Origin of the sequence: Pseudomonas sp. PHC1 (assembly GCF_046487845.1) — a bacterium.
Taxonomy (GTDB): Bacteria; Pseudomonadota; Gammaproteobacteria; order Pseudomonadales; family Pseudomonadaceae; genus Aquipseudomonas; species Aquipseudomonas sputi.
In genome coordinates this window covers 390,792-417,232 of record NZ_JBJXHJ010000001.1, presented here as the reverse complement: position 1 = coordinate 417,232, position 26,441 = coordinate 390,792, and the positions used below count along the sequence as shown (strand labels likewise).

The window sequence follows — 26,441 nt, the reverse complement described above, 5'->3', positions numbered from 1 at the left end:
AAATTGTTTACAAAGGCTCTGGACAGTCTGCCATCACTGCCCTTATCGTCCGCCACAGGTCACCGCAGTGACCAGCGTCGCTCGGACGGTTCCGGGCGCTTACGTTATCCGAGGCAACAATGGCTGAACAAGGTTCGCCGCGCCGCTTTGCGCGCATTGATCGACTCCCACCTTACGTTTTCAACATCACCGCCGAGCTGAAGATGGCCGCCCGACGTCGTGGCGAAGACATCATCGACTTGAGCATGGGCAACCCCGACGGCGCCACGCCGCCGCACATTGTCGAAAAGCTCGTCCAGGTTGCACAACGCGAAGACACCCACGGCTATTCCACGTCCAAGGGCATTCCGCGCCTGCGTCGGGCAATTTCCAACTGGTACAAGGAACGCTACGAGGTCGAGATCGACCCCGAAAGCGAAGCCATCGTTACCATCGGTTCCAAGGAAGGCCTGGCCCACCTGATGCTGGCGACCCTGGATCAGGGTGACACCGTGCTGGTGCCGAACCCGAGCTACCCGATTCACATCTACGGTGCGGTGATTGCCGGCGCCCAGGTGCGCTCGGTGCCGCTGGTGCCGGGCGTGGATTTCTTCGCCGAGCTGGAACGGGCGATTCGCGGCTCGATCCCGAAACCGAAGATGATGATCCTCGGCTTCCCGTCCAACCCGACCGCGCAATGCGTGGAGCTGGATTTCTTCGAGCGGGTAATCGCCCTCGCCAAACAATACGACGTGCTGGTAGTGCACGACCTGGCCTACGCCGACATCGTCTACGACGGCTGGAAGGCCCCGTCGATCATGCAAGTGCCGGGCGCCAAGGACATTGCGGTGGAGTTCTTCACCCTGTCCAAGAGCTACAACATGGCGGGCTGGCGGATCGGTTTCATGGTCGGCAACCCGGAGCTGGTCAGCGCCCTGGCGCGAATCAAGAGTTACCACGACTACGGCACCTTCACCCCGCTGCAGGTGGCCGCGATTGCAGCGCTGGAAGGCGATCAGCAATGCGTGCGCGACATCGCCGAGCAGTATCGCCAGCGCCGCAACGTGCTGGTCAAAGGCCTGCATGAACTGGGCTGGATGGTCGAGAACCCGAAAGCCTCGATGTACGTCTGGGCGAAGATTCCCGACGCCTACGCGCACCTCGGTTCGCTGGAGTTCGCCAAGAAGCTGCTGGCCGAAGCCAAGGTGTGCGTCTCGCCGGGTGTCGGCTTTGGTGAGTACGGCGACGATCACGTGCGCTTCGCGCTGATCGAGAACCAGGACCGGATTCGCCAGGCGGTACGCGGGATTCGCGGGATGTTCCGGGCGGATGGCCTGGTGACCAAGTAACTGTCCCGCTCCCCGCGACCTGATCGTTCCCACGTCGAGGCGTCGAACCGTCCGCGTGGGAATGCAGCCCGGGACGCTCCGCATCCCTGCCGAAAGCGGAGGCAGAGCGTCCATTGAGGCATTCCCACGCAGAGCGTGGGAGCGATCAAAATTGATCACCCACAAAAAAACCGCATTGCTGCGGTTTTTTTGTGTCTTGCGCTCGAGGTTAAACGAACAGCGACAACAACAGAATAAAGCCCAGGCCCACCACCGACAGGATGGTTTCCATCGCGGTCCAGGTCTTGAAGGTTTCGGCTACGGTCATGTTGAAGTACTGCTTCACCAGCCAGAAACCGGCGTCGTTGACGTGGGACAGGATCAGCGAGCCGGCGCCGGTGGCCAGCACCAGCAACTCACGGTTCACGCCCGGGATCATCCCCACCACCGGCACCACGATGCCCGCACCGGTGATGGTCGCCACGGTGGCCGAACCGGTCGCGATGCGGATCACCGCCGCCACCAGCCACGCCAGCAGGATCGGCGAGATCTGCGCGCTGACCGCCATGTGGCCGATCACGTCGCCCACGCCGCTGGTCACCAGCATCTGCTTGAAGCCACCGCCGGCACCGATGATCAGGATGATCGCGGCAGTCGGCGCAAGGCTTGCATCCAGCCATTTGAGCATCTGGTTCGACCCAATGCCCTGCTTGTAGCCGAAGGTGTACAGCGACAACAGCAATGCCAGCAGCAGCGCCGAGATCGGGTGCCCGATCATGTCCATCCAGGTGCGGAAGAAATGTCCGTCCGGCAGCGCCACGTCGGCAAAGGTTTTCAACAGCATCAGGAACACCGGCAGCAGCACGGTGACCAGGGTGATACTGAAACTCGGCAGGTTGGCGGAATCGTTTTCACGGGCCAGTTGATCGACCAATTCCTGGTTCGGATGACCCGGAATGTGCTTGGCGATGAACGTACCGAAGATCGGGCCGGCGATGATGGCGGTCGGCAGTGCGACGATCAGACCGTACAGAATGGTCTTGCCGATGTCGGCACCGAACACGCCGATGGCCAGCAGCGGGCCCGGGTGCGGCGGCACCAGGCCGTGCACGGCGGACAGGCCGGCGAGCAGCGGGATACCGATCTTGATGATCGACACACCGGTGCGGCGAGCGACGATGAACACCAGCGGAATCAGCAGCACGAAGCCGATTTCGAAGAACAGCGGAATGCCCACCAGGAACGCGGCGAACATCATCGCCCACTGCACCTTGTCCTTGCCGAAGGCGCGGATCAGGGTCTGGGCGATCTGATCGGCACCGCCGGATTCGGCCATCATCTTGCCGAGCATCGTACCCAGCGCGAGGATGATGCCGACGAAACCGAGTACGCCACCGAAGCCGTCCTGGAACGCCTTGATGATGGTGCCGATCGGCATGCCGGACGTCAGGCCAAGGAACGCGGCGGCGATGGTCAGGGCAATGAAGGGGTGAATCTTGAACTTGGTGATCAGGACGATGAGTCCGATCACCGTAACCACTGCATCAAGCAGCAGGTAGGCGTCATGGGACATGCCAAACATGAGGGGGTGTCTCCTGGTTTGTTGTTGTTATTAAAGCGGGTTAATCAGAAGTCGAAAGGACAGCGCTGTCTTCACATTCACACTCATACCGCCTGTTTCAGGCCATGGGCCTGCCACCAGACGTGGGCCTGGGCCGCCAGTTCTTCAACGCTGTGGATCGACGCATTCAGGGCCAGGGTCAACGGCTCGCCCTTGGGCGATTCGAGGGTGGCGAACTGGCTTTCGATCAGGGTGGCCGGCATGAAGTGGCCCGGACGGTGGGACACGCGTTCGGCGGCGACTTCCGGCGTCAATTCGAGGAACACGAAGCCCAGGCCCGGCAAGGCGCTGCGCAGCACTTCGCGATAACTGTGCTTGAGGGCCGAGCAAGTCAGCACCGGGCGTTCGCCCAGGGCGTCGACGCGGCGCAGTTCGTCGCACAGGCTGTCGAGCCAGCCGGCACGGTCTTCGTCGTTCAGGGGGAACCCCGCGCTCATCTTTTCGATGTTCGCGGCCGGATGGAAAGTATCGCCTTCAATGGCAGTGGCGCCGCTCAATTGGCACAGGGCCTCGCTGACGCACGTCTTGCCGCAACCGGCAACGCCCATGATGACCAGGGCGGTGATGGGATGATTCATGTAACACCTCAGCACGCAGACAGCGCTACCTTTGCTAGCTATGACTCTAGTGCACAGGCAGAAGTTGCCGACGCCTTCTTGTCGTTTTTTTGGGTTGCAGCAGGTTTTGTCCGTAAGCCAAAAAGCGAGGATCAGGCAGGACCTCGCTTACGCATTTGCAGCTGCATAAGGACAGCGCTACCTTAGTGCCTTGATTTTTGTTTGGCAAGCCGCCCGATGACCACCCCTAAAAACGATAAAAACACTCGCACCACCGGCCGTCCCACTCTTAATGAGGTCGCCCGTCTGGCCGGCGTCAGCCCGATTACCGCCTCCCGCGCCCTGCGTGGGGTCAGTACGGTCGCCACTGAACTGGTGGAAAAAGTGCAGAAAGCCGCGCAGGAACTCAACTACGTGGTCAACCCCGCCGCCCGCGCCCTGGCCTCGGCCCAGAGCCATTCGGTGGTGGTCTTGGTACCTTCGCTGTCCAACCTGTTGTTCATCGACACCCTGGAAGCCATTCATCGGGTACTGACGCCAAAAGGCTTCGAAGTGCTGATCGGCAACTTCCACTATTCGCGCGATGAAGAAGAAAACCTGCTGCGCAACTACATGGCCTATCAGCCGCGCGGCTTGCTGCTGACAGGCTTCGACCGCACTGAAAGTTCGCGGCGGATGATCGAGGCCAGCAATATTCCCTGCGTGTACATGATGGAACTGGACAGCGCCGCCGGGGTGAACTGCGTCGGTTTCTCGCAGCTCAGCGCCGGGGAAACCGCTGCCGAACATTTGTTGTCCCGTGGCCGCAAGCGTCTGGCGTACATCGGCGCGCAGCTCGACCAGCGCACATTGCTGCGTGGCGAGGGCTTTCGCAAGGCGCTGCAAAAGGCCGGTCGCTACGACCCGGATCTGGAAGTGCTGACCCCGCGCTCATCGTCCGTGGGCCTGGGCGGCGAGTTGTTCCTGCAATTGCTGGCGGCGCATCCGGATGTCGATGCGATCTTCTTCGGCAACGACGACCTGGCCCAGGGCGCCCTGCTCGAAGCGCTGCGCAGCGGGATCAGGATCCCCGAGCAAGTGGCGATCCTCGGCTTCAACGACCTGCCGATGTCGGAGCACATGGTGCCGCGCCTGAGCAGCATCAACACGCCTCGCGAGGCGATCGGCAAGCGTGCGGCGGAGCAGATGCTGACGCTGATGGCCGGCAACAACGTGGCGCGGCCGGTCGAGGACATGGGCTTCGAACTGAAGATCCGCGAAAGCACCTGACACCGCATCACTCCCAGACGCCCTCACTCCGCCTGATCGTTCCCACTCCGCGTGGCAACGATCACCGGCCGAGTATTTCAACCAATGCCAGCGCCCCCTTCTGCAGCGGCTGGCTCTTGAGCCACACCGCGTGCACCGGCAGCACCAGGCCGTTTTCGATGTTGCGGAAATTCAGCCGCTTCAAGCGTCCGCTATCGAGCCACGGCTGCACCACCGACAGCGGAAAATTGCCCCAGCCCAACCCTGCCTCGACCATTTCCAGCGCCGTCTCCAGGTTGTCGGTGCGCCAGTGGGATTCGGCCACCAGCGGCCGGGTTTCGCTGATCGGCAAATCGCGACTGCCGACCACGATCTGCCGCACGTGCACCAGATCCTCGAGAAACAGATCCTGCCCCTGCAACAACGGACTGTCTGCCGCCAGCGTGGCGATCATCCGTTCGCTGCCAACAAACTGAAACCGCTCCAGCACATTCACGCTCAACCCGGCGAACGCCAGGCACACGCTGACCCGGCCACTGTGAAGCATCGCCAGCACGTCATCCTGCGGCGCGGTCAGCACTTCGATGTCAAGCAGCGGATGGCGCTCGCTGATGTCCTTGATCGCCGTCAGCAACCGTCGGCGATCGATATCCGCCGCCACCCCGATCGACAACTTGCTCTCCAGCCCCAATGACAACTGCACCGCGTGCACCTGCAATTGCTTGAGCTGATCGGCGATCAACCGCGCATGGGGCACCAGCGACAGCGCCATTGCCGTGGGTTGCGGCTCGCGGTGACTGCGGTCGAACAACGCATAACCAAGTTCGGCCTCCAGGTTGCCGATGGCCATGCTCACCGCCGACGGCACTTTGCCCAACGCTCTGGCCGCGGCGGAAAACGAGCCGCACTCAATCACGGCGAGAAACAGTTCGATGCTTTCGCTGTTGAAATTCACTTCACACCTATCAATAAAACTGAAAGCTACTGACTTTTTCTGTCACCACTATTGAAGCTATCTTTCGTCGCCTTCGCCAGCCCCGCTGGCCATAAGTCGCAAGAAAGAGGCAATTCCCCATGCAAGGCGTCAAACGCAAACTGGTCTATGTGTCGCTCTATGAAGTGATCGGCATGACCTTCTCGGCCCTCGGCCTGGCCTTGTTGTCCGGCACCTCGCCCGGCAGCACCGGCCCGCTGGCGGTCATCATCACCACCATCGCCGTGACCTGGAATTTCATCTACACCTCGCTGTTCGAGCGCTGGGAAAGCCGCCAAGTGTCGCGCACCCGCACGGTGAAACGGCGCATCGCCCACGCCGTCGGTTTTCAACTGACGCTCATCGTGTTCCTGATTCCACTGATCGCCTGGTGGATGAACATCCGTCTGGTGCAGGCCTTTTTGCTGGATCTGGCGCTGATCGTGTTCATCCCTTGCTACACCTTTGCGTTCAACTGGCTGTTCGACCGGGTATTCGGCTTGCCAGCGTCTGCACTGCCCGATCCGGCTCCCGCGACATAAAACGCCAATTGGTAAGCAGATATTGCAAGAAATCGGCGGTTTTACCGCGCCAACCGCCGATATAAACAATCCTTGATTTCCGATAGCAGGCTAAGCTTTTCCATCAATAAAAAATGGATCAGCCCATGACTGCACACGCCCCCGCCGCGCAACGCGACGGCATCGACCCGATACGCGCCGCACAGATTTCTGCCCGCATCGACCGCCTCCCGGCAGTCGCCACGATCTGGCGGCTGGTGGCACTGCTGTCGATCGGTGGTTTCTTCGAACTCTACGACCTGTTCCAGACCGCCTACATCAGCCCCGGCCTGATCCGCGACGGCATCTTCGCCACTGGCAATCAGGGCGTGTTCGGTTTCTCCGATCAGGCAGCGTTCGCTTCGGCAACGTTCCTCGGCCTGTTTCTCGGCGCCAGTCTGCTGAGCCCGATGGCCGATCGATTCGGACGGCGGGCGATCTTCACCTTCGCGCTGGTCTGGTACACCGTGGCCACCGTGCTGATGGGCGTGCAGAGTTCGGCGCTGGGAATCATCTGTATGCGCTTTCTGGTGGGCATCGGCCTCGGCATCGAGCTGGTGACCATCGACGCCTACCTCTCGGAACTGGTGCCCAAGCGCATGCGCAGTTCGGCGTTCGCTTTCGCGTTTTTCGTGCAGTTTCTGTCGGTGCCGGCGGTGGCGCTGATGTCCTGGTGGCTGGTGCCGCAGGCGCCGTTCGGGGTGTCCGGCTGGCGTTGGGTGGTGTTGGCCAGCGCGGTGTTTGCGCTGTTCATCTGGTGGCTGCGCAAGCGTCTGCCGGAGTCGCCGCGCTGGCTGGCTCAACACGGGCGTTTCGATGAGGCGAACCGGATTCTCGACGGCATCGAGGCGCGCTGCGAGAAAGATCACCGTCAGCCACTGGACGCGCCGGAAGCGGTAGCGGTCGATGTTGAAGGCAAGGGCCGTTTCGCCGACATCTGGCAGCCGCCCTATCGCCGCCGCGCATTGATGCTGATCGTCTTCCACATCTTCCAGGCCATCGGTTTCTTCGGCTTCGGCAACTGGTTGCCGGCGCTGCTTAGCGGTCAGGGTGTCAGCGTCACTCACAGCCTGATGTACGCGTTCATCATCACCCTCGCCTACCCGCTCGGACCGCTGCTGTTCGTCAAATTCGCCAACCGTTTCGAGAACAAGTGGCAGATCGTCGGCTCAGCCCTCGGCGCCATGACCTTCGGCACGTTGTTCGCCCTGCAGACCAGCGCCTTCGGCCTGATCTTCTGCGGGGTGATGATCACCTTCTGCAACGCCTGGCTGAGCTTCAGTTACCACTCCTATCAGAGCGAACTGTTCCCCACCAACATCCGCGCCCGGGCGGTGGGGTTCTGTTACTCGTTCAGTCGCTTGTCGACCGTGTTCAGCAGCCTGCTGATCGGCCTGTTCCTCGATCACTTCGGTACGCCGGGCGTGTTGGCGTTCATCGTCGCCAGCATGCTGATCGTGATGCTGACCATCGGTTGCTTCGGCCCGCGCACCCGCAATCTGGCGCTGGAAAACATCGCCCATCGCTGAAGGACAACGGTCATCCTCTGCCGCCCACCGGCAAGGGATGACCGCTTCGCCGGCTCACAGAAAACACAAGCCATTGAAGTAAAACGACTTATTCGATGGGCACGGTATTTGCTGCCATGGGCTGACAGTCCTTACCTACAGGTCCTTTCATCATGTTGGTCAGTGCAAAACAACAGCAACTCATCCACCTGCCCAAGCATCTGAATGACGATGCAACCACCACGGCAGCGGCCGGCCTGCAAGGCGGACTGCACGGCGCGATGCTGCAGACCCTGCAGAACCAGGCCCAGGCGCAAACCGCCGAAGCCACCGCCAAAGTGCAGGAATCGGCCACTCAACTTGCGACCCAGCAAGTCAGCGAAGCCACACGCATCAGCGACAACGTCGACGAAGCGTTCGCCAAGACCCGTGTCGCCCTGCAAACCTCCGATACCTCGCCGAGCAAATCCTCAGGCTCATCGGCCCTGGACGAGTTCAAGGACTACATGAGCAAGTCGCCGGAACAGCGTCTGCGCGACAGTATTCTCAAGGAAATGGGCCTGACCGAAGACGACATCAAAGCCATGCCGCCGGAGAAACAACTGGCCATCGGCAAAGAGATCGCCGAGCGCCTGCAGGACAAGATGAAGCTGGCCGAAGCCGAGAAACAGAACAAACAGGACGCCGACTCGGCGAAGATCAGCGACCAGTCGGCAGACAAGTTCCTCGCTTCGCTCTAATGGAGTGGCGCATTAAAAAAGGATCCCCATGGGGATCCTCTTTCAGCCGTGAAACCGTCAGTTCAACTGCAACGTCTCGTTGAACTGGCTGATTGCATCCACCACATGCCGCGAACCCTGTTGAATCTCGCGGATCGCATCCCCCGCCTCGTTCGCCAGTTCCACCCCGAGCCCGGTGCGGCTCAGGCTCGATTGCATGCTCGACACTGCACTCAATGAAAGCTCATGGTTCTTGCGCACCACATCGACAATCTCCAGGGTCGCCTGACTGGTCCGTGCCGCGAGGCTGCGCACTTCGTCCGCCACCACCGCAAAACCACGCCCGTGCTCACCCGCCCGCGCCGCCTCGATGGCCGCATTGAGCGCCAGCAGGTTGGTCTGGTCGGCAATCCCGCGAATGGTCTGGACGATGGTGCCGATGATGTCCGACTGCTTGCTGACCGCATCGATACTCAGCGCCGCTTCGTTGAGGTCGCGGGAAATGTCCTGAATGATCTGCACCGTTTGCTGCACGACCTGTGAGCCTTTTTGCGCACAGGCGTCGTTTTGTACCGAGGTGCTGTGGGCCGATTCCGCAGCGGTCTGCAAGGTGGTCATCTGGTGAGTGATGTCACTGGCGAACTTCACCACTTTGTACAACCGGCCCTTGGCGTCGAACAGCGGGTTATACGAGGCTTCGAGGTAAACGGTCTGCCCGGACTTGTTCTTGCGCTCGAAGCGGTGCGAGTGATATTCGCCGCGATTGAGCGATGCCCAGAACGCCTTGTACTGCGCGGACTCGGCCTCGACCCGGTGACAGAACAGACTGTGATGATGGCCGACAATTTCGTTGAGCGAGTACTGCATGGTCTTGAGAAAGTTGTCGTTGGCGGTGATCACATTGCCTTGCGGGGTGAACTCGATCACTGCCATTGAACGGCCGATGGCAGCGAGCATGCTCTCTTCTTCCTTTTCCTTGTTCACGCGCGCGGTGATGTCCGCCGCCACTTTGATCACACTCCGGACTTGTTTGTCCGGGCCATACACCGGCATGTAACTGGCTTCGAGCCAGATTTCGCGACCGCTCTTGTTCAAGCGCAGGAAAGTGCCGCTGATGGGCTCGCCCCGGGCCAGGTCACGCCACAACTTGGCGTATTCCTCGCTGCGATAAAATTCTTCTTCACAAAAGATCCGGTGATGTTTGCCACGCACTTCTTCGGCGCTGTAGCCCATGGTCTTGCAGAAGTTGTCATTGGCATCCAGGACGATGCCCTCGGGGGTGAATTCGATCATTGCCATCGAACGGCTGATCGCCGCCAGCTTGGCGTTGGCTTCGGTCAGGGCACAGCTGAAACGTTCGATTTCCTGCAGATCAGCCTTGTGATGTAGGTTGAACATGTCTCTATCACCTTCCGCGCGTTCTTTTGATTTGATGAAAGTTCAGATCTTTCAGAATCCACCACTACGTTCCACAGAACAGGCACACGCCTTCCTCCACGGGAGGAAGTTGTCAGGTGATAAACGATGGTTAATCAAAGAGTCCATGCGAAGACGCTCTAATCAAGACATCCTTCTCTTGATAGCCCGCAGGCGGGCCATTCCTAACATGCAGAAGAACTTCCATTTAAAAACATGCTCCTTGTCGGTTCAGTGTCCGGTGCCTTGGATTGCGCACTCTGGCAGCTTTGAATCGTGGCTAACCGATTGTCGTCGAGGCGCTTGGGATGGCGGTCGACATAGTTAGTTAGGGTTGAGCATAGACAGGGCAAAGCCTTGCGCAAGGCCACTAGTCGGCCAGTATCTCGGGGATTAAGGACAGAACGCGGACAAGAAACGGTTCAGCGAATCTGTTTTGTTTGATCCATCGCTTGCTCGCCACTTCACCCGGCCCCCAAGGCTTCCATACTTGCGGTTGATCGCGCAAGAACGCCTCGGCCACCTGACGTGGCGGCTGGCGCTTCTCGCTCATCCCGGCCAGGATCTGGTTCAACCGATCGATCGGCAAGTCGCCTTTTTCAACGAACGTCACCAGCTCCGTGGGCTGCGCCTTGATGCAGGCTGCGTTCGAACAGCGAACCAGCTGCCGTATACGCCGATCAGCAGCAGCCAGGTCGGCCAGTCGGTGCGGGCGGTGAAGCGTTGGCGCAGGGTTTCGACCTGTTGGCGATGGGCATCGTCGAAATAGTGGGGCATGGCGTGGCTCGGAACGAGGGTCTGTTCGTTCTGTGCAACACCGACGGGAAATCTTGCAGATTATTTTTGCGGGTTGTTTTCAAGGACAAGGCAGGAGCCCGGATCCGGGCTCCCGAACGGCGTGATCAATGGCCAAAAATGTCGACTTTTTTCGCCCTCTTTTCGTGGCGTTTTTCGATGGCGGTCTTGGCCGGTTTTTTCTTCGCGGCTTTTTTCGAATCCATACCTTTGGACATGATGCGTACTCCACTCAGAAAGGGTGTGAGATCAGGTATACACCTATCCCGGCAGGCACGTTGTTTTATAATCCGCGGCTTTTGCACCGGCAGTCCGATTCATGACCGACATCCGCTACAGCCAGCTCGACGACCTGTCCTGGCCCTTGATGAACAAGTTCTACCGCCAGCATCAATCGTCGATGAAAGCGGTGCGCGAGGCGCAATTGTGGGTGGCGCGCAAGGAGGAGATTGTTGCTGCGTTATGCCTTCGGCCGGTGTCGGGCGGGCACTGGTTGACTGGGCTGTTCGTCGATCCGGCCTGCCGCGAACAGGGCATCGCCGCGCAATTGATTGCCGAGGCGGTGAAGGAAGTGGAGGCGCCGGTGTGGCTGTTCTGCCACCCGGACCTGCGCGGTTTCTACGAACGGCGCGGCTTCACCTTCGACCCTGCCCTGCCCCAGGCCATGGCCGAGCGTTTGAGCCGTTATGCGCGGAGCAAGCCGATGATTGCCATGGAGCTGGCGCCGCGCGCGGGCTAGTCAGTCGTCAGCGTTGGGATCGAGGTCCGGAAACATCACTTCGGTGAAGCCGAACTTGCTGAAATCGGTAATGCGCGACGGATACAGGCGCCCGATCAGGTGATCGCATTCATGCTGCACCACCCGCGTATGGAAGCCCGAGGCCACACGCACGATCGGCTCGCCTTTAGGATCGACGCCTTCGTAGCGAATTTGCTGATACCGATCCACCGCGCCCCTCAGGCCGGGCACCGACAGGCAGCCTTCGAAGCCCTCTTCCATCAAGGGACTCAACGGCGTGATCAACGGGTTGATCAGGATCGTCTGTGGCACCGCTTCGGCGTCCGGGTAGCGTTCGCTGTGCTCGAAGCCGAAGATCACCAGTTGCAGATCGACGCCGATCTGCGGCGCGGCCAGGCCGACCCCACCGACGCTTTCCATGGTCTGGAACATATCGTCGATCAATTGCCAAAGCTCGGGACTGTCGAGCATTTCGGCGGGCACTGGCGGGGCGATGCGCAGCAGGCGTTCGTCGCCCATCTTCAGGATTTCACGGATCATGGTCAGGCTTCGTCAGTGTTCGGCTTGAGCGAGTGATCGCGCCCGAGGCCGGAAACGTGTTGTTTGGGATGTTCATCGAGTTCACCGGGGACTTTCTCGCCCGAATCCTTGCCCTCGCTGGACATGTGTTCGATCACCGCATTCATCTCCGCACCGAGCAACAACACGGCGGCGGAAATGTAGAAATACAGCAGCAGCACGATGATCGCACCGATGCTGCCATACATGGCGTTGTAGTTGGCGAACGTCTTGACGTAGAACGCGAAGCCCAGGGACGCGATGATCCACACCACCACCGCCAGCACCGAGCCCGGCGTGATGAAGCGAAACTCTTGTTTGACGTCGGGCATCACGTAATAGATCAGCGCCACGGCCACCATCATCAGGATCACGATCACCGGCCAGCGGGCGATGGTCCACAGGGTGACGATGACGTCTTCCAGCCCGACCTGCGCGGCGATCCAGCCCATCACCTGCGGGCCGAGCACCATCAGCGCCGCGGCCACCAGCAACATGCCAGCGATGCCGACGGTGTAGATGATCGACAGCGGAAACCGCTTCCACAGGGGCCGGCCCTCGACCACGTCGTAGGCGGCGTTCATCGCGCTCATCATCAGGCGCACGCCGGCGGACGCGGTGTACAGGGCGATGACGATACCCACCGAAAGCAGGCCACCCTTGGATTGCTGCAGTTGATCGATCACCGGGTTGACCTGCTCCAGCGCCTGGGGCGGCAACACCAGTTCCGATTGCAGGCGCAGCCAGGAGAAGAAGTCCGGCAGGTGCAGGAATCCGATCAGGGCAATCAGGAACAGAATGAACGGGAACAGCGAGAACAGCATCTGGTAGGCCAGTGCCGAGGCATAGGTCGACATCTCGTCGTCGACGAATTCGGTGACCGTGCGCACCATCACCCGGTGCAGGGGCAGACCTTTCATGTCGGGAAAAATCATTCGCGTCTCCTTTCGCCGCAAAACAGGTTGAAGTCGTGGCGACTCAGGGGCCGTTTTTCTCTCATCAAAGTAGCTTAATTGGCGACTTTGAAACACTGTGATCCGTGACCGCATGTGAGCGGGATACGAAAACGGCCATCCTTGGATGGCCGCTTCGCTGTTTCGTTCAAGGCCGGGTCAGGCCTTGTCGACGCCCTTCTTGACCGCGTCCTTGGCTTTGCCCACCGCTTGCTGGGCCTCGCCTTTCTTCTCTTGCACTTTGCCTTCGGCTTGCAGTTTGGTGTTGTCGGTGGCTTTGCCGACACCTTGCTTGACGTTGCCGACCGCTTCGTTGGCCATGCCTTTCACTTTATCGCTCGTGCTACCCATGGTGATTCTCCTTGGAACATTAACGGGGAAAGTCAGTACGTAAGGATTGACTGGCCGGGTTTACGCCAAGTTTCATTTATTTTCAGGGCTTCATTTCGTCGCGGCGTGAACGTTGGGCTTTATGTTTGCGAGCGTACCCCCGAGAATGCCCACCATAAGGGCGCCAGGCGCCACAGAACCGATCCCGCAGGAATGTTATGAAACTCGATAAAAAGCAGGCCATCGCCCGTCGCAACCAGGAATTGGGCGGTGCCGTGCTCGGCACCAACAACTGCCACTTCGCCGAACTGAACCGCAACCGCAACATCTGGTGGTTCGACTTGCCGGTGTCGCGCCTGGCGATCGGTCAGTACGAGTGGATCCACCTGTTGATGCACACTCCGGCCACCGACGAACTGTTGCATCTGAAAGTGCCGACCGTGTTCCTGCGCGAAAAGCTCGAAGGCCTGGTGATCCGCAACGAAGGCAAACGCAAGGCGGCCCTGAGCCTGGAACTCAGCGCCGACAAGGACTCGTACCTGCAGGACATGCGCCCGGCGGGCACCAACGTGAACTTCGCGCCGTTCCGCCAATAAGACACTCAAACTGATCGTTCCCACGCTCTGCGTAGGAACGATCAACAATAGCGCCAAGCCAATAACAAAAAGCCCCGCATCTGCGGGGCTTTTCGTTTTACGCGGCGTTCTTCGCCTTGATCTTCTTCAGCTCTTCGTCGCGCAGTTCGCGACGCAGGATCTTGCCGACGTTGGTGGTCGGCAGCGCATCGCGGAACTCCACCGAACGCGGCACCTTGTAGCCGGTGACGTTGGCGCGCATGTGCTCCATGACCTGTTCCTTGGTCAGGGTGACACCCGGTTTGGCGACGATGAAGATCTTGATCGCCTCGCCGGATTTCTCATCCGGAACGCCGATGGCCGCGCACTGCAACACGCCTGGCAGAGCCGCCAGTACGTCTTCCAGTTCGTTCGGATACACGTTGAAACCGGACACCAGAATCATGTCTTTCTTGCGATCGACAATGCGCATGTAGCCGTCCGGCTGGATCAGTGCGATGTCACCGGTCTTCAGCCAGCCTTCGCTGTCGAGCATTTCATCGGTGGCTTCCTGACGCTGCCAGTAGCCCTTCATCACTTGCGGACCCTTGACGCACAGCTCACCGATTTCACCCAGCGGCTGCTCGACACCGGCGTCGTCGATGACTTTGCACAGGGTCGACGGCACCGGAATGCCGATGGTGCCGATCTGGATGTTCTGGATCGGGTTGACCGTGGCCACCGGGCTGGTTTCGGTCATGCCGTAACCTTCACAGATCGGGCAACCGGTGACCGCTTTCCAGCGCTCGGCTGCAGCCAGTTGCAGGGCCATGCCGCCGGACAGGGTGACTTTCAGCGCCGAGAAATCCAGCTTGCGGAAACCTTCGTTGTTGCACAGGGCCACGAACAGCGTGTTGAGGCCGACGAAACCGCTGAACTTCCACTTCGACAGCTCCTTGACCATCGCCGGCAGGTCACGCGGGTTGCTGATCAGGATGTTGTGGTTGCCGATCAGCATCATCGCCATGCAATGAAAGGTGAACGCGTAGATGTGATACAGCGGCAGCGGTGTGATCAGGATCTCGCAACCTTCGTTGAGGTTGGAGCCCATCAGCGCCTTGCACTGCAGCATGTTGGCGACGAGGTTGCGATGGGTGAGCATCGCGCCCTTGGCCACGCCAGTGGTGCCGCCGGTGTATTGCAGCACCGCGACATCGCCGCTGTCCGGGTTGGCTTCGGCCACCGGCTGGCCCTGACCCTTGCTCAGCACGTCGTTGAACTTGACGGCTTTTGGCAGGTGATAGGCCGGCACCATTTTCTTCACGTACTTGATGACGCTGTTGATCAGCAGACGCTTGATCGGCGGCAGCAGGTCGGCGACTTCGGTGACGATGACGTGTTTGACGCCGGTTTTCGGCACCACGGCTTCGGCCAGGTGCGCCATGTTGGCCAGGCACACCAGCGCCTTGGCACCGGAGTCGTTGAATTGGTGTTCCATTTCCCGCGCGGTGTACAGCGGGTTGGTGTTGACCACGATCAGCCCGGCACGGATGGCACCGAAGACGGCGACCGGGTACTGCAACACGTTGGGCAGTTGCACGGCGATTCGATCACCAGGCTGCAAATCGGTATGCTGTTGCAGATAGGCGGCAAACGCACCGGACAATTCGTACAGTTCACCGTAGGTGAGGGTCTTGCCCAGGTTGCTGAACGCCGGTTTGTCGGCGAAGCGTTGGCAGGATTGCTTCAACACTGCCTGAATATTCGGGTACTCGTCTGGATTGATGTCGGCAGCAATTCCAGCGGGGTACTTATCCTTCCAAAAGTCTTCGTTCATGGAAGCCCACTCCTCAGCAACGCGAATTCAGCACCGCATTTGATGCGATTATTATTGGTGTTTGTTTATTGGTGAGTCTGGCTTTTTACAAGGCCGAGAAGTCCCAAAGCGCGCCGAGAGTAGCAGCTTTGCCAAGGGTCGACCAGAGCCAAAAACGGCCCATGCAGTCATTTTAATGACTCAAGAACCGCTGGCAGTCATTTTAGAGCAAAAATCCTATAACTCCTTGAAAGTCCCGGTTTTCGGGGTCTTGAAACCAAAAATCGCGAGCGGGCGCACTCCCGCAGGTTCACTGATGATCCCGTAGGAGCGAGCCCGCTCGCGATAGAGTGAAACGCAGTTTTTTATGCGATATCGCGTAATTCTCTGCGCAGAATTTTCCCGACAGGCGTCATCGGCAATGACTCACGCAACACGATGTGTTTCGGCACCTTGTACGCGGTGAAATTCTCTTTGCAGTAAGCCTTCAGCTCTTCCAGGCTCACGCCGGTTTCCCGCGCCACCACAAACAGCTTCACCGCCTCCCCGGAACGCTCGTCCGGCACACCGATCACTGCGCAGTTGGCAACTTTCGGGTGAGCCATCACCACGTCTTCGATTTCGTTCGGGTACACATTGAAACCGGAGACGATGATCATGTCTTTCTTGCGGTCGACGATACGCACGAAGCCGTCCGGGTCGATCACCGCGATGTCCCCGGACTTGAACCAGCCCTCGGCATCCAGCACTTCGGCGGTGGCCTCGGGCTTGTTCCAGTAGCCCTTCATGATTTGCGGCCCCTTGATGCACAACTCGCCACGCTCGCCCAGGGGCTGCTCGACGCCGTCGTCGTTGATGACTTTCAACAAGGTACCCGGCACCGGCAGGCCGACCGTGCCGATTCGCGACAGCTCGCCGTACGGGTTGGTGCAGGCCACCGGCGAGGTTTCGGTCAGGCCGTAGCCCTCGGTGATCCGGCAACCGGTGAGCTGCTCCCAGCGCTCGGCCGTGGCCTTGACCAGCGCGGTGCCGCCGGAGTTGGTGAGTTTGAGCGTGGAAAAGTCCAGGGTCTTGAAGTCCGGGTGATCCATCAGCGCGACGAACAGGGTGTTGAGCCCCAGCAACGCCGAAAACTTCCAGTTCTTCAGTTCCTTGATGAAGCCGCCGATGTCACGCGGATTGGTGATCAGTACGTTGTGGTTGCCGGACACCATCATGCACATGCAATTCGCGGTGAAGGCATAGATGTGGTACAGCGGCAGCGGCGCAATCATCACTTCCTGACCTTCGCGCAGCAGTGGCTGGCCGTCGCTGCCGAACTGACCGAGACAGGCGCGCACCTGCTGCATGTTCGCCACCAGATTGCCGTGGGTGAGCATTGCGCCCTTGGCCAGGCCAGTGGTGCCGCCGGTGTATTGCAGAACGGCGATGTCATCCAGGCCGACCTTCAACGGCTTGATGCCCAGGCCCCGGCCCATGCGCAGCGCGCTCTTGAAGGAAATCGCCTGGGGCAGCGAATACGCCGGCACCATTTTCTTCACTTTGCTGACCACGGTGTTGACCAGCCAACCTTTGGCGGTGGGCATCAGGTCGCCCATCTTCGCTTCGATCAGGTACTGGATGTCGGTGTCCGCCAGCACTTCCTGGACCTTCTGGCCAAACATGTTGAGGTATACCAGCGCCCGGGCGCCGGAGTCCTTGAACTGGTGACGCATTTCCCGCGCGGTGTACAGCGGGTTGGTGTTGACCACGATCAGCCCGGCGCGCAACGCGCCGAACACGGCAATCGGATAATGCAGGACGTTGGGCATCTGCACCGCGATGCGATCCCCCGGCACCAGGTCGGTGTGGGCTTGCAGATAACCGGCGAATGCGGCGCTCTGGCGCTCCAGCTCGGCATAGGTCAGGGTCACGCCCATGTTGCTGAACGCCGGGCGATCAGCGAATTTCTTGCAGGAACGCTCGAACACCTCGATCACCGACTTGAACTCACCCGCGTCGATGTCCAGGGGTACGCCCGCCGGGCGTTTGTCATTCCAGAAATCAGGTTGCATTGTTCTTGTCCTCTTTACCTGAGCCGATCCGGGGCCGCTTCGCTGTCATTTCTTTCTGTCCCTGAAAAAGCCGAAAGCAAAAAGCGGGGCTTCACGGACACTAGCAGCTATGGTCAATCAGGCAAATATGGGCAAGGTCCTCATTGATCGTGTGAATCTTCCTGCCGTGGCGTGAGCTGATCGGACGCGCTATACAATGCAACCTCTGCAAGACGCTTGAGCAAAAACAGGCCGCAAAAGGAATCGCCATGATCCACGACACCTTCTGGCTGGACGCGAGTGACCGCAGCCGCCTCTTCGTCAACCAGTGGCTGCCGACCGCGCCGCTGAAGGCGGTGATTTTGCTGGCCCACGGCATGGCGGAACACAGTGCCCGCTACGCACGGCTGGCAGAGGCGTTCTGCGCCGCAGGTTACGGCGTGTACGCGCCCGATCAGCGCGGCCATGGCAAAACCGCCGATCATGGGACGCTCGGGCATTTCGCCGATGACGATGGCTGGTGCAAGGTGGTCGGTGATCTGGCCAGTCTCAACCAGCACATCGGCCAACGGCATTCGGGGGTACCGATCGTGCTGCTCGGGCACAGCATGGGCAGCTACATTGCCCAGGCGTATCTGCTGCATCACAGCGCCAGCCTGCACGGCGCGATTCTCAGCGGCTCGAATTTCCAGCCGATAGCGCTGTATCGAGCGGCGCGGCAGATCGCTCGTTTTGAAAAACTGCGCCAGGGCGCCAAGGGCCGCAGCGCGCTGATCGAATGGTTGTCGTTCGGCTCGTTCAACACTAAATTCAAACCGGCGCGCACCGCGTTTGACTGGCTGAGTCGCGACCCGGCCGAGGTCGACAAGTACGCCAGCGATCCGCTGTGCGGCTTTCGCTGCACCAATCAGTTGTGGATCGACCTGCTGGGCGGGTTGCAGCAAATCAGCAAAGCGTCCAATCTCGCCCAGATCGATCCGGGCCTGCCGCTGCTGGTGATCGGCGGCGAATGTGATCCGGTGAGCGAAGGCAAGCGTCTGACTGATCTGGCCAACGCCTTGCGCGCGGCTGGCAGCCAGAACCTGCAACTCAAGATCTACCCGCAGGCGCGGCACGAATTGTTCAACGAGAGCAACCGCGACGAAGTGACCGCCGACGTGCTGGCCTGGATCGACCAGGCCCTGAGCCATCGACGGCCGCACCGCAGCGAATAATTTTTTGTGGATTCATTTCATCCGTCTCAGGAATTCAGCCCCATGACCCAGGTTACCAACATCCCTTACGAAGCCCTCGAAGTGGGCCAGACCGCGAGCTACAGCAAGACTGTCGAGGAACGCGACATTCAGCTGTTCGCCGCGATGTCCGGTGACCACAACCCGGTGCACCTGGACGCCGAGTTCGCCGCCGCCAGCATGTTCAAGGAACGTATTGCCCACGGCATGTTCAGCGGTGCGCTGATCAGTGCGGCAGTGGCTTGCGAACTGCCTGGGCCGGGCACCATTTATATCGGCCAGCAGATGAGCTTCCAGAAGCCGGTGAAGATCGGCGACACACTGACAGTACGTCTGGAAATTCTGGAGAAACTGCCGAAATTCCGCGTGCGCATTGCCACGCGCGTATTCAACCAGCGCGATGAGCTGGTGGTGGACGGCGAGGCCGAGATCCTGGCGCCGCGTAAACAGCAAACCGTTACCCTGCCGACCTTGCCGGCCATCAGCATCGGCTGATCGTACTCGGTTAATCCGGACACAAAAAAACGCCAGACCAGCTGGCGTTTTTTCTTGGCCTCGAACGCTTACGAGCGTGCGCGAACCTGGTTACGCAGCGCCTTCACCTGATCGTGATTGCGTTGCACGCCGTGGTACTGGCGTTCTACCAGGTCACGGATGCCGACCAGGTTGTGCTTGTTGATCTTCTCGATCGCTTCACGGTAAGCCTTCAACGCGTGGTCTTCACCGCGCTCGGCTTCGTTGAGCACAGCCTCTTCGTCCTTGCCGGTGAACATCGCTTTGACGTCGACCCAGCGACGGTGCAGATCACCGCTGACACTGGTCGAGGTTTCCGGATCGCCACCCATCGAACGCACGGCGGCTTGCAACTCGGCCGCAGCGGTTGCGCAATCGGCGGAGCGTTTCACGAACAGGGTTTTGAGCTCTGGGTGCTTGATGTCTTCAGCGCAGGTCTTGAAGCCTTCCTGACCATCCTTGCTGGTTTCGATCAGGTCGTTGAGGACGGAGATGGCTTCTTTATTCATGTCAGTCATTTTTCAATTCCTTGCGTGGGTGAAAGATGCAAGGAGTGTTGCAGTGGTCGTGCCAGCTTCACGAAAAGAATTTAATCTTTAATTTTCAATAACTTATAAATACTCCAAAAATCTGTATGCCTGTTATTTGCATGATCTGTCATTTGGCCTGCATGCAGAATGCCTGTATTTTCCAACGTGTTTTCAAAGCCAGACGATTCCAACGATGAACCCTGAAAAGCTCGAACTGCTGATCACCCGCGAAATGCCCTTCGGCAAATACAAGGGCCGGATCATTGCCGACCTGCCGGGCCCGTACCTGAACTGGTTTGCCCGGGAAGGATTCCCCCATGGAGAACTGGGCGGGCTGTTGGCGTTGATGCAGGAAATCGATCACAACGGCCTGTCGGAACTGCTCGAACCGCTACGCGCCAAACACGGCAAACCTGCCCCGCGCCATTGAGGCGCCCCCCTGATCCGAGTCGACCATGCCCGATAACACCCGCCGCGCCCGAGACGAAGCCTTCTGGCAAACCTTCGCCGACCGTTACGACCGCCACCCCGGCCCCGTGAACCTGGAGAACGGCTATTTCGGAAGGATGTCGCGCACCGTGATCGAGGAGTACCAGCGCAACATCGAGCTGATCAACAACAGCAACTCGATCTACGTGCGCCAGCGTTTCGAACAGCACGACAACCTCGACATCCGCGCGCAACTGGCCGAGCTGATCGGCGTCCGCGCACAAAGCGTGGCGTTCACCCACAACGCCACTGCCGGCCTGCAATCGCTGATCCGCAACTACAATCGCCTGCAGCCTGGCGACCAGGTGCTGATCTGCGATCTGGAGTACGACACGGTCAAGGGCGCCATGCGCTGGCTGGCACGCCATCGCGGGGTCGAGGTGATCGAGATCGAGCACACTCACCCGGCCAGTTTCGACAGCCTGCTGGCGACTTACCGTGAGGCCTTCATCCGCTATCCGAAGCTCAAGCTGATGGCCCTGACCCACGTCACCCACCGCACCGGGCTGGTAATGCCGGTACAGGCCATTGCCTCGCTGGCCAAGGAGCACGGCGTCGACATCATCCTCGATGGCGCCCATGCACTGGGGCAGATCGAGTTCGATCTCGAAGCGCTGGGCATCGCTTTCGCCGGGTACAACCTGCACAAGTGGATCGGCTCACCGCTGACCCTCGGCTTTATCTACATTGCCCCGCAGCGCGTGCTCGACATCGACCCGGACATGGGCGAAATGCATTTTCCGGTGGGCGATATCCGCTCTCGCACGCCCTACAGCACCCCGAACATTCCGGCTTTGATGACCTTGCCACTGGTGTTCGAAGAACACCGCGCACTGGGTGGCGCGGCCGCCAAAGGTGCGCGGATGAATTACCTGCGCAACCTGTGGGTGAGCGCCGTGCGTAACCTGCCGGGTATTGAGGTCACGACCCCGGACGATCCGCGTCTGTATTGCGGCATCACCTCCATGCGCTTTACCCGGCATGCCGACCAGCAGGCAATGGCCGAACGCCTGCTCAACGACTACAACCTGTTCACCGTGGTGCGCAACGGCGCGGCCTGCGGACCATGCATCCGCATCACGCCGTCGCTGACCACCACGGCGGCGGAGATTCAGCTGTTGGTTCAGGCGCTGAACGAACTGCGTTAAACCGTGTACTTGTCAAAATCCTCGGGTTTGATCTGCGACGACACCGCAAAGGTGTCGATGCCGATCGTGAGGTGGCCGAAGTAACCGTCTTCGTGAGAGTCGCGGCCGATCGGCCACACCGTCAGGGTCGACTCTTCACCGCCCATAGTGGCGTAGTAGGCATCGTCGGCGTTACACACCGGCACCGAAGCACGCCCGCGATAGGCCTTGGCGTTGAGCACGCCGCGAGTGACTACCTCCGGAAAATACAATTGCCCGACCCAGGCCACATTCCGCTCTTCCAGGTATTCGTTACCGGCGACGATGCGCACCGCCACGTGAATGTGCAGGGCTCGCCCGGCATAAAAACCCGGATAGATCGTCGTGAAGCGCACCCTGCCCTTATGGTCGCTGAACTGACCGCCGCGCAGGTAGGTGTCATCGTCGGTTCGCGGGATCGAGCCGATGTCCTCGACGTCGACTTCCAGATCCGGGTTCACCCGGCTCCAGCCGGAGTAGGCACCCCGGGCGTTGCAGTGCCAGATATCCACCAGTGCACCGCTGACCGGCTCGGCGGTCATGGCATCGACGATGGTCAGGCGCAGCAACAGCGGCAGGCCCTCGGCGCCTTCGCTGATGTTGCGGCGCAGCAGTTTGGGATTGCGAAAATAGGGCCCTGCGACTTGCTCGGGGGCCAGTTGATAAACCGATGGAGCTGAAGACTGGTTATCCATGACGCGTTCTCTCTTCCATAAGATGAACGCAGGTTAGCGCCACACGCAAAGCCGGGTGCGGTAACTATGTATCTTGAGATAACGGAGATTTTTTTCGGGCAAAAAAAAACGGCGCACCGACCAAGCGCACCGTTAAAGCCGTAGAACACACAACGAAGTGTAGGGTTGCAACTAAATGAAAAGCATCAGTCCAGCAGCGCCAAGGCCTCGGCAGTGCATTCCTGAATTCGGGCCCAGTCGCCGTTCTTGATCCACTCCGGATCGAGCATCCAGCTACCGCCCACGCACATGACGTTTTTCAGCGCCATGTAGCTCTTGATATTGGCCGGGCCGACGCCGCCGGTCGGGCAGAATTTCACTTCGCCGAACGGGCCGCCGAGGGCCTTGATCGCCGCTACGCCGCCGCTGACTTCAGCCGGGAACAGCTTGAAGCGGCGATAACCCAGACCATAGCCTTCCATGATGCCGGAGGCATTGCTGATGCCCGGCAGCAGCGGGATCGGGCTTTCGACACTGGCTTCCAGCAGGTCACGGGTGATGCCCGGGGTGACGATGAATTGCGAACCGGCAGCTTCGGCCGCGGCCAGCATATTGCGGTCGAGCACGGTGCCGGCACCGGTCACCAGCTCCGGGCGCTGTTCGCGCAGGATCTGGATCGCCTTGAGGCCGAACTGCGAACGCAGGGTCACTTCCAGCGCGGTCAGGCCGCCGGCAGCCAGGGCGTCGGCCAGCGGCAGCACGTCCTGTTCGCGGGCGATGGTGATCACCGGCAGGATCCGCGCCTTGGCGCAGAGGTTGTCGATCAGGGCAACTTTGTCCGCCATGGAAACGGTCGGGGATGGAATTGTCATAGCGGCTGTTCCTTGGCTCATGGGCACCAGTAGATCTCTAACGTAGGTTGCAGAAACGCGCGAACCGGCATGGCGGCGACGTCGTTGGATGCCAGTGCGGCATTCAGGGTGGTCAGTTTCGACTGACCGGAAATCGACAGAATCTTGTGCCGTGCCGAAGCCAGCAGCGCCCGGCTCATGGTCAGGCGCTGACGCGGCACGCTCGGTGCGAGCATCGGCCAGCAGCGACGGGTGCCGTCGGCTTGCAGGGCTTCGGCTAGGTTCGGGCTGTCCGGGAACAGCGACGCGGTGTGACCGTCATCGCCCATGCCCAGCACCAGCACGTCGATGGGCGGCAACTCGGCGAGCAAACGATCCGCCTGCTCCGCAGCCTGCTCGACGTTGGCCGCCGCGCTGTAAAGGCTGAGGAACTGCGCCTTGGCCGCCGGGCCCTTGAGCAGGTATTGCTTGAGCAGACCGGCGTTGCTGTCGGCGTGTTCGACCGGTACCCAGCGCTCGTCGGCCAGGGTCACGACAACCTTCGACCAGTCCAGCTCCTGCTTGGCCAGGTGCTGGAAAAACGCCACTGGGCTACGACCGCCGGACACCACCAGCACGGCGTTGCCGCGCGCCGCCAGCGCTTCGCTCAACTGCTTGGCGACATTCAGCGCCAAACCTTCGGCGAGCAACACCGGGCTCTTGAATTCACGGGCATTCACGCCCTCGGGCAGTTTCACATCAGATATCGCCATACCACGACCTCCCGTCCCGCGTGATCAGTGCAATCGAGCTCATCGGCCCCCACGACCCGGCCGCATACGGCTTGGGCGCGTCACCGGATTTTTTCCACCCGGCGATCAGTTGGTCACACCATTTCCACGCGGCTTCGATTTCATCTTTACGGACAAACAGGTTCTGATTGCCGTTCATCACTTCCAGCAACAACCGCTCGTAGGCATCGGGGATCCGAGCGCTGCGCCAGGTGTCGGAAAAATTCAGTTGCAGCGGGCCGCTGCGCAGTTGCATGCCCTTGTCCAGGCCTTGCTCTTTGGTCATCACGCGCAAGGAAATGCCTTCGTCCGGCTGCAGGCGGATGATCAGTTTGTTGCTGATCTGCAGGCGCTGCTCGGGGGCGAAGATGTAGTGCGACGGTTCCTTGAAATGGATGACGATCTGCGACAGTTTCTGCGGCATGCGCTTACCGGTGCGCAGGTAGAACGGCACGCCGGCCCAGCGCCAGTTGCGGATGTCGGCACGCAGGGCGACGAAGGTTTCGGTGTCGCTCTGGGCGTTGGAGTTCGGCTCTTCGAGGTAGCCCGGTACGGACTTGCCTTCGCTGTGGCCGGCGATGTACTGGCCGCGCACCACTTGAGTGGTCAGGCCTTCCGGACTGATTGGCGCCAGGGCCTTGAGCACCTTGACCTTCTCGTCGCGGATGCTGTCGGCGGACAGGTCGGCCGGCGGGTCCATGGCAATCAGGCAGAGCAATTGCAGGAGGTGGTTCTGGATCATGTCCCGCAGTTGGCCGGCCTTGTCGAAGTAACCCCAGCGACCTTCGATACCGACCTTCTCGGCCACGGTGATTTCCACGTGGGAGATGTAGTTCTGGTTCCACTGGGTTTCGAACAGGCTGTTGGCGAAACGCAGGGCGATCAGGTTCTGGACGGTTTCTTTGCCCAGGTAGTGGTCGATGCGGTAAGTGCGGTTCTCCGGGAAGAACTGCGCCACGGCGTCGTTGACCTTGCGCGAGGATTCGAGATCCGAGCCGATCGGTTTTTCCAGCACCACGCGGGTGTTTTCCGCCAGACCGACGTTCGCCAGGTTCTCGCAGATCGCGCCGTACACCGCCGCTGGAGTGGCGAAGTAGGCAATCATGCGTTGCGTGCTGCCGGCCAGTTCGGCCAGCGCCACATAATCTTCAGCCTTGAGGAAGTCGACGTGCAGGTAGGTCAGGCGCGCCAGAAAGCGCTCGGCCACGGCCTCGTCCAGCTCTTTGCCCACATACCGACGCAGCTCGGCAGCGATGAACGCCAAGTGCTGCTGCTCGGTGCCCGCCTCACGGGCCAGTGCGATAATGCGCGTGTCCTCGTGCAGCAGGCCGGCGCCATCCAGGTGATAAAGGGCAGGAAACAGCTTGCGCAGGGCCAGATCGCCCAAGGCGCCGAACAAGGCGAAGGTGCACGGTTCAACCGTAATCGAAGGCATGATGTTTGTTCTTTTATCAAGTTAAGCTACAAATACCTTTTTTCAAGGCATCACTCAAGGGAGAATGTAGTAATAACCACAACATTTTCGCAAAATACAGATTCCGAGTGGTGGTCGGTCGGAGCCATCAGTAGGATAGGCCACCGTCACGGGCCGCATCAAAGGCCCAATTTGCATAGCCGGGCGCTTATCGGCGCTGGTGAATCTAGGAATTCTTATGGACCGCGTGCGAAATTTACTGGAACAGATCCAGAGTCGCCTTGAAGAGCTGAACAAGGCCGAACGCAAAGTCGCCGAAGTGATCCTGCTCAACCCACAGCAGGCCACCCGCTTCAGCATCGCCGCCCTCGCCCAGGCGGCGTCGGTCAGTGAACCGACGGTCAACCGTTTCTGCCGCTCGTTCGGCGTCAGCGGCTACCCCGAACTCAAGCTGCAACTGGCGCAGAGCCTGGCCAGCGGTGCGGCGTATGTCAGCCGCGCAGTAGAAGCCGACGACAATCCCGAGGCCTACACGCAGAAGATTTTCGGCAGTGCGATTGCCTCGCTGGACAGCGCTTGCCAGGCGCTGGACCCGAACCTGATCAGCCGCGCCGTCGACCTGTTGATCCAGGCCCGGCAGATTCACTTCTTCGGCCTTGGAGCCTCGGCTCCGGTGGCGCTGGATGCGCAACACAAGTTCTTCCGCTTCAATCTGGCGGTGACTGCCCACGCCGATGTGCTGATGCAGCGGATGATTGCCTCGGTGGCGCACACCGGTGAGCTGTTCGTGATCATTTCTTACACCGGACGCACCCGCGAACTGGTGGAGGTGGCGCGCATTGCCCGGGAGAACGGCGCCTCCGTGCTGGGTCTGACGGCGGAGAATTCACCGCTGGCCAAGGCCAGTACGCTGAGCCTGAATATTCCGCTGCCGGAAGACACCGACATCTATATGCCGATGACTTCGCGGATCATTCAGTTGACCGTGCTGGACGTGCTGGCGACCGGCATGACCCTGCGTCGCGGGGTGGATTTCCAGCCGCATCTGCGCAAGATCAAAGAGAGCCTGAATGCGAGCCGGTATCCGGTGGGGGACGAGTTCAACTGAAGATCCG

25 protein-coding genes and 4 pseudogenes are annotated in these 26,441 nt (G+C 60.1%); 12 read left to right on the top strand and 17 right to left on the bottom strand.

The genetic code is table 11. The features are described 5' to 3' along the window. Positions 1-119: 119 nt before the first annotated feature. Positions 120-1,328 carry an alanine transaminase gene (gene alaC / locus ACKJSM_RS01855; RefSeq protein ID WP_410236497.1) on the top strand — a complete coding sequence of 403 codons (1,209 nt, stop codon included), beginning with the start codon at positions 120-122 and terminating at the stop codon, positions 1,326-1,328. Between the two features lie 208 nt (positions 1,329-1,536). On the opposite strand, the gene ACKJSM_RS01850 is transcribed toward alaC, so the two are convergent. Both ACKJSM_RS01850 and ACKJSM_RS01845 read right to left on the bottom strand, forming a co-directional pair. Next, positions 1,537-2,889, bottom strand: a complete 1,353-nt coding sequence (locus ACKJSM_RS01850; protein ID WP_236177833.1) for a GntP family permease — start codon at positions 2,887-2,889, stop codon at positions 1,537-1,539. A gap of 83 nt (positions 2,890-2,972) precedes the next feature. Continuing rightward, a complete protein-coding gene (locus ACKJSM_RS01845) occupies positions 2,973-3,506 on the bottom strand; it encodes a gluconokinase (protein ID WP_410236496.1) in 534 nt (177 codons plus the stop codon). Between the two features lie 216 nt (positions 3,507-3,722). Here ACKJSM_RS01845 and ACKJSM_RS01840 point away from each other — a divergent pair, with 216 nt between their 5' ends. Next, entirely contained in the window at positions 3,723-4,754 is a 1,032-nt protein-coding gene (locus ACKJSM_RS01840) for a LacI family DNA-binding transcriptional regulator (protein ID WP_236177832.1), read from the top strand. Positions 4,755-4,815: 61 nt separating this feature from the next. Here the strand turns inward: ACKJSM_RS01840 and ACKJSM_RS01835 are convergent, their stop codons facing one another. After that, positions 4,816-5,688 carry a LysR family transcriptional regulator gene (locus ACKJSM_RS01835; RefSeq protein WP_236177831.1) on the bottom strand — a complete coding sequence of 291 codons (873 nt, stop codon included), beginning with the start codon at positions 5,686-5,688 and terminating at the stop codon, positions 4,816-4,818. A 119-nt stretch (positions 5,689-5,807) separates the two neighbouring features. Here ACKJSM_RS01835 and ACKJSM_RS01830 point away from each other — a divergent pair, with 119 nt between their 5' ends. The 3 genes from ACKJSM_RS01830 (at position 5,808) to ACKJSM_RS01820 (ending at position 8,514) form a co-directional block, all read left to right on the top strand. Beyond that, positions 5,808-6,248 carry a PACE efflux transporter gene (locus ACKJSM_RS01830; RefSeq protein WP_236177830.1) on the top strand — a complete coding sequence of 147 codons (441 nt, stop codon included), beginning with the start codon at positions 5,808-5,810 and terminating at the stop codon, positions 6,246-6,248. A 125-nt stretch (positions 6,249-6,373) separates the two neighbouring features. Then, the gene (locus ACKJSM_RS01825; RefSeq protein WP_236177829.1) at positions 6,374-7,795 is read left to right on the top strand and encodes an MFS transporter; all 1,422 of its coding nucleotides are present in this window, start codon (positions 6,374-6,376) and stop codon (positions 7,793-7,795) included. A 152-nt stretch (positions 7,796-7,947) separates the two neighbouring features. Then, complete coding sequence (locus tag ACKJSM_RS01820) at positions 7,948-8,514, top strand: hypothetical protein (RefSeq protein WP_236177828.1); 567 nt, start codon at positions 7,948-7,950, stop codon at positions 8,512-8,514. Between the two features lie 57 nt (positions 8,515-8,571). Here ACKJSM_RS01820 and ACKJSM_RS01815 read toward each other — a convergent pair. From ACKJSM_RS01815 to ACKJSM_RS01800, 4 pseudogenes are all read right to left on the bottom strand, one after another. Continuing rightward, a pseudogene (locus ACKJSM_RS01815) lies at positions 8,572-9,000 on the bottom strand (methyl-accepting chemotaxis protein); the annotation flags it as partial. Between the two features lie 120 nt (positions 9,001-9,120). After that, positions 9,121-9,891, bottom strand: a pseudogene (locus ACKJSM_RS01810) (PAS domain-containing protein); the annotation flags it as partial. 469 nt (positions 9,892-10,360) lie between these two features. Continuing rightward, positions 10,361-10,555: pseudogene (locus ACKJSM_RS01805) on the bottom strand (ABC transporter substrate-binding protein); the annotation flags it as partial. 5 nt (positions 10,556-10,560) lie between these two features. Then, positions 10,561-10,686, bottom strand: a pseudogene (locus ACKJSM_RS01800) (fatty acid desaturase); the annotation flags it as partial. Between the two features lie 337 nt (positions 10,687-11,023). Here ACKJSM_RS01800 and ACKJSM_RS01795 point away from each other — a divergent pair. After that, positions 11,024-11,443: a GNAT family N-acetyltransferase gene (locus ACKJSM_RS01795; protein ID WP_236177822.1), complete on the top strand. Its 420-nt coding sequence runs from the start codon at positions 11,024-11,026 to the stop codon at positions 11,441-11,443. Here ACKJSM_RS01795 and def read toward each other — a convergent pair whose 3' ends face one another. The 3 genes from def to ACKJSM_RS01780 form a co-directional block, all read right to left on the bottom strand. After that, positions 11,444-11,983, bottom strand: coding sequence for a peptide deformylase (gene def / locus ACKJSM_RS01790; RefSeq protein WP_410236495.1), 540 nt, complete (start codon positions 11,981-11,983; stop codon positions 11,444-11,446). Between the two features lie 2 nt (positions 11,984-11,985). Next, positions 11,986-12,936 (bottom strand): YihY/virulence factor BrkB family protein, encoded by a 951-nt coding sequence (locus tag ACKJSM_RS01785; RefSeq protein WP_236177821.1) that lies wholly within the window; start codon positions 12,934-12,936, stop codon positions 11,986-11,988. Between the two features lie 177 nt (positions 12,937-13,113). Further along, entirely contained in the window at positions 13,114-13,305 is a 192-nt protein-coding gene (locus ACKJSM_RS01780; RefSeq protein WP_064598911.1) for a CsbD family protein, read from the bottom strand. Positions 13,306-13,502: 197 nt separating this feature from the next. Between ACKJSM_RS01780 and ACKJSM_RS01775 the strand changes: the two genes are divergently transcribed. Next, positions 13,503-13,880, top strand: a complete 378-nt coding sequence (locus tag ACKJSM_RS01775) for a hypothetical protein (protein WP_007951149.1) — start codon at positions 13,503-13,505, stop codon at positions 13,878-13,880. Between the two features lie 97 nt (positions 13,881-13,977). Here ACKJSM_RS01775 and fadD1 read toward each other — a convergent pair whose 3' ends face one another. Both fadD1 and fadD2 read right to left on the bottom strand, forming a co-directional pair. After that, on the bottom strand, positions 13,978-15,675 hold the full coding sequence (fadD1, locus tag ACKJSM_RS01770; RefSeq protein WP_410236494.1) for a long-chain-fatty-acid--CoA ligase FadD1: 1,698 nt from the start codon (positions 15,673-15,675) through the stop codon (positions 13,978-13,980). A gap of 344 nt (positions 15,676-16,019) precedes the next feature. Continuing rightward, entirely contained in the window at positions 16,020-17,708 is a 1,689-nt protein-coding gene (fadD2, locus tag ACKJSM_RS01765; protein WP_236177819.1) for a long-chain-fatty-acid--CoA ligase FadD2, read from the bottom strand. A gap of 248 nt (positions 17,709-17,956) precedes the next feature. Here fadD2 and ACKJSM_RS01760 point away from each other — a divergent pair, with 248 nt between their 5' ends. After that, the gene (locus ACKJSM_RS01760; RefSeq protein WP_236177818.1) at positions 17,957-18,901 is read left to right on the top strand and encodes an alpha/beta hydrolase; all 945 of its coding nucleotides are present in this window, start codon (positions 17,957-17,959) and stop codon (positions 18,899-18,901) included. Positions 18,902-18,943: 42 nt separating this feature from the next. Continuing rightward, positions 18,944-19,414: a MaoC family dehydratase gene (locus tag ACKJSM_RS01755; RefSeq protein ID WP_003227420.1), complete on the top strand. Its 471-nt coding sequence runs from the start codon at positions 18,944-18,946 to the stop codon at positions 19,412-19,414. A gap of 68 nt (positions 19,415-19,482) precedes the next feature. Here ACKJSM_RS01755 and ACKJSM_RS01750 read toward each other — a convergent pair whose 3' ends face one another. Further along, positions 19,483-19,950, bottom strand: a complete 468-nt coding sequence (locus tag ACKJSM_RS01750) for a PA2169 family four-helix-bundle protein (RefSeq protein ID WP_410236493.1) — start codon at positions 19,948-19,950, stop codon at positions 19,483-19,485. Positions 19,951-20,155: 205 nt separating this feature from the next. Between ACKJSM_RS01750 and ACKJSM_RS01745 the strand changes: the two genes are divergently transcribed. Together ACKJSM_RS01745 and ACKJSM_RS01740 are read left to right on the top strand one after the other, a co-directional pair. Then, positions 20,156-20,392 carry a DUF3820 family protein gene (locus tag ACKJSM_RS01745; protein ID WP_003213031.1) on the top strand — a complete coding sequence of 79 codons (237 nt, stop codon included), beginning with the start codon at positions 20,156-20,158 and terminating at the stop codon, positions 20,390-20,392. Positions 20,393-20,417: 25 nt separating this feature from the next. Beyond that, positions 20,418-21,599: an aminotransferase class V-fold PLP-dependent enzyme gene (locus ACKJSM_RS01740; protein WP_410236492.1), complete on the top strand. Its 1,182-nt coding sequence runs from the start codon at positions 20,418-20,420 to the stop codon at positions 21,597-21,599. On the opposite strand, the gene ACKJSM_RS01735 is transcribed toward ACKJSM_RS01740, so the two are convergent. From ACKJSM_RS01735 to zwf, 4 genes are all read right to left on the bottom strand, one after another. Further along, entirely contained in the window at positions 21,596-22,312 is a 717-nt protein-coding gene (locus ACKJSM_RS01735; RefSeq protein WP_410236491.1) for an intradiol ring-cleavage dioxygenase, read from the bottom strand. The two genes, ACKJSM_RS01740 and ACKJSM_RS01735, sit on opposite strands and share 4 nt — an antisense overlap. A 185-nt stretch (positions 22,313-22,497) precedes the next feature. Beyond that, positions 22,498-23,163: a bifunctional 4-hydroxy-2-oxoglutarate aldolase/2-dehydro-3-deoxy-phosphogluconate aldolase gene (locus tag ACKJSM_RS01730; RefSeq protein ID WP_236177815.1), complete on the bottom strand. Its 666-nt coding sequence runs from the start codon at positions 23,161-23,163 to the stop codon at positions 22,498-22,500. A 17-nt stretch (positions 23,164-23,180) separates the two neighbouring features. Further along, positions 23,181-23,894 (bottom strand): 6-phosphogluconolactonase, encoded by a 714-nt coding sequence (pgl, locus tag ACKJSM_RS01725; protein ID WP_085606568.1) that lies wholly within the window; start codon positions 23,892-23,894, stop codon positions 23,181-23,183. Beyond that, complete coding sequence (zwf, locus tag ACKJSM_RS01720; RefSeq protein ID WP_011335604.1) at positions 23,881-25,347, bottom strand: glucose-6-phosphate dehydrogenase; 1,467 nt, start codon at positions 25,345-25,347, stop codon at positions 23,881-23,883. The genes pgl and zwf overlap by 14 nt, the downstream gene beginning before the upstream one ends. 226 nt (positions 25,348-25,573) lie before the next feature. Here zwf and ACKJSM_RS01715 point away from each other — a divergent pair, with 226 nt between their 5' ends. Further along, positions 25,574-26,434: a MurR/RpiR family transcriptional regulator gene (locus ACKJSM_RS01715; RefSeq protein WP_169842436.1), complete on the top strand. Its 861-nt coding sequence runs from the start codon at positions 25,574-25,576 to the stop codon at positions 26,432-26,434. Positions 26,435-26,441 lie beyond the last annotated feature (7 nt).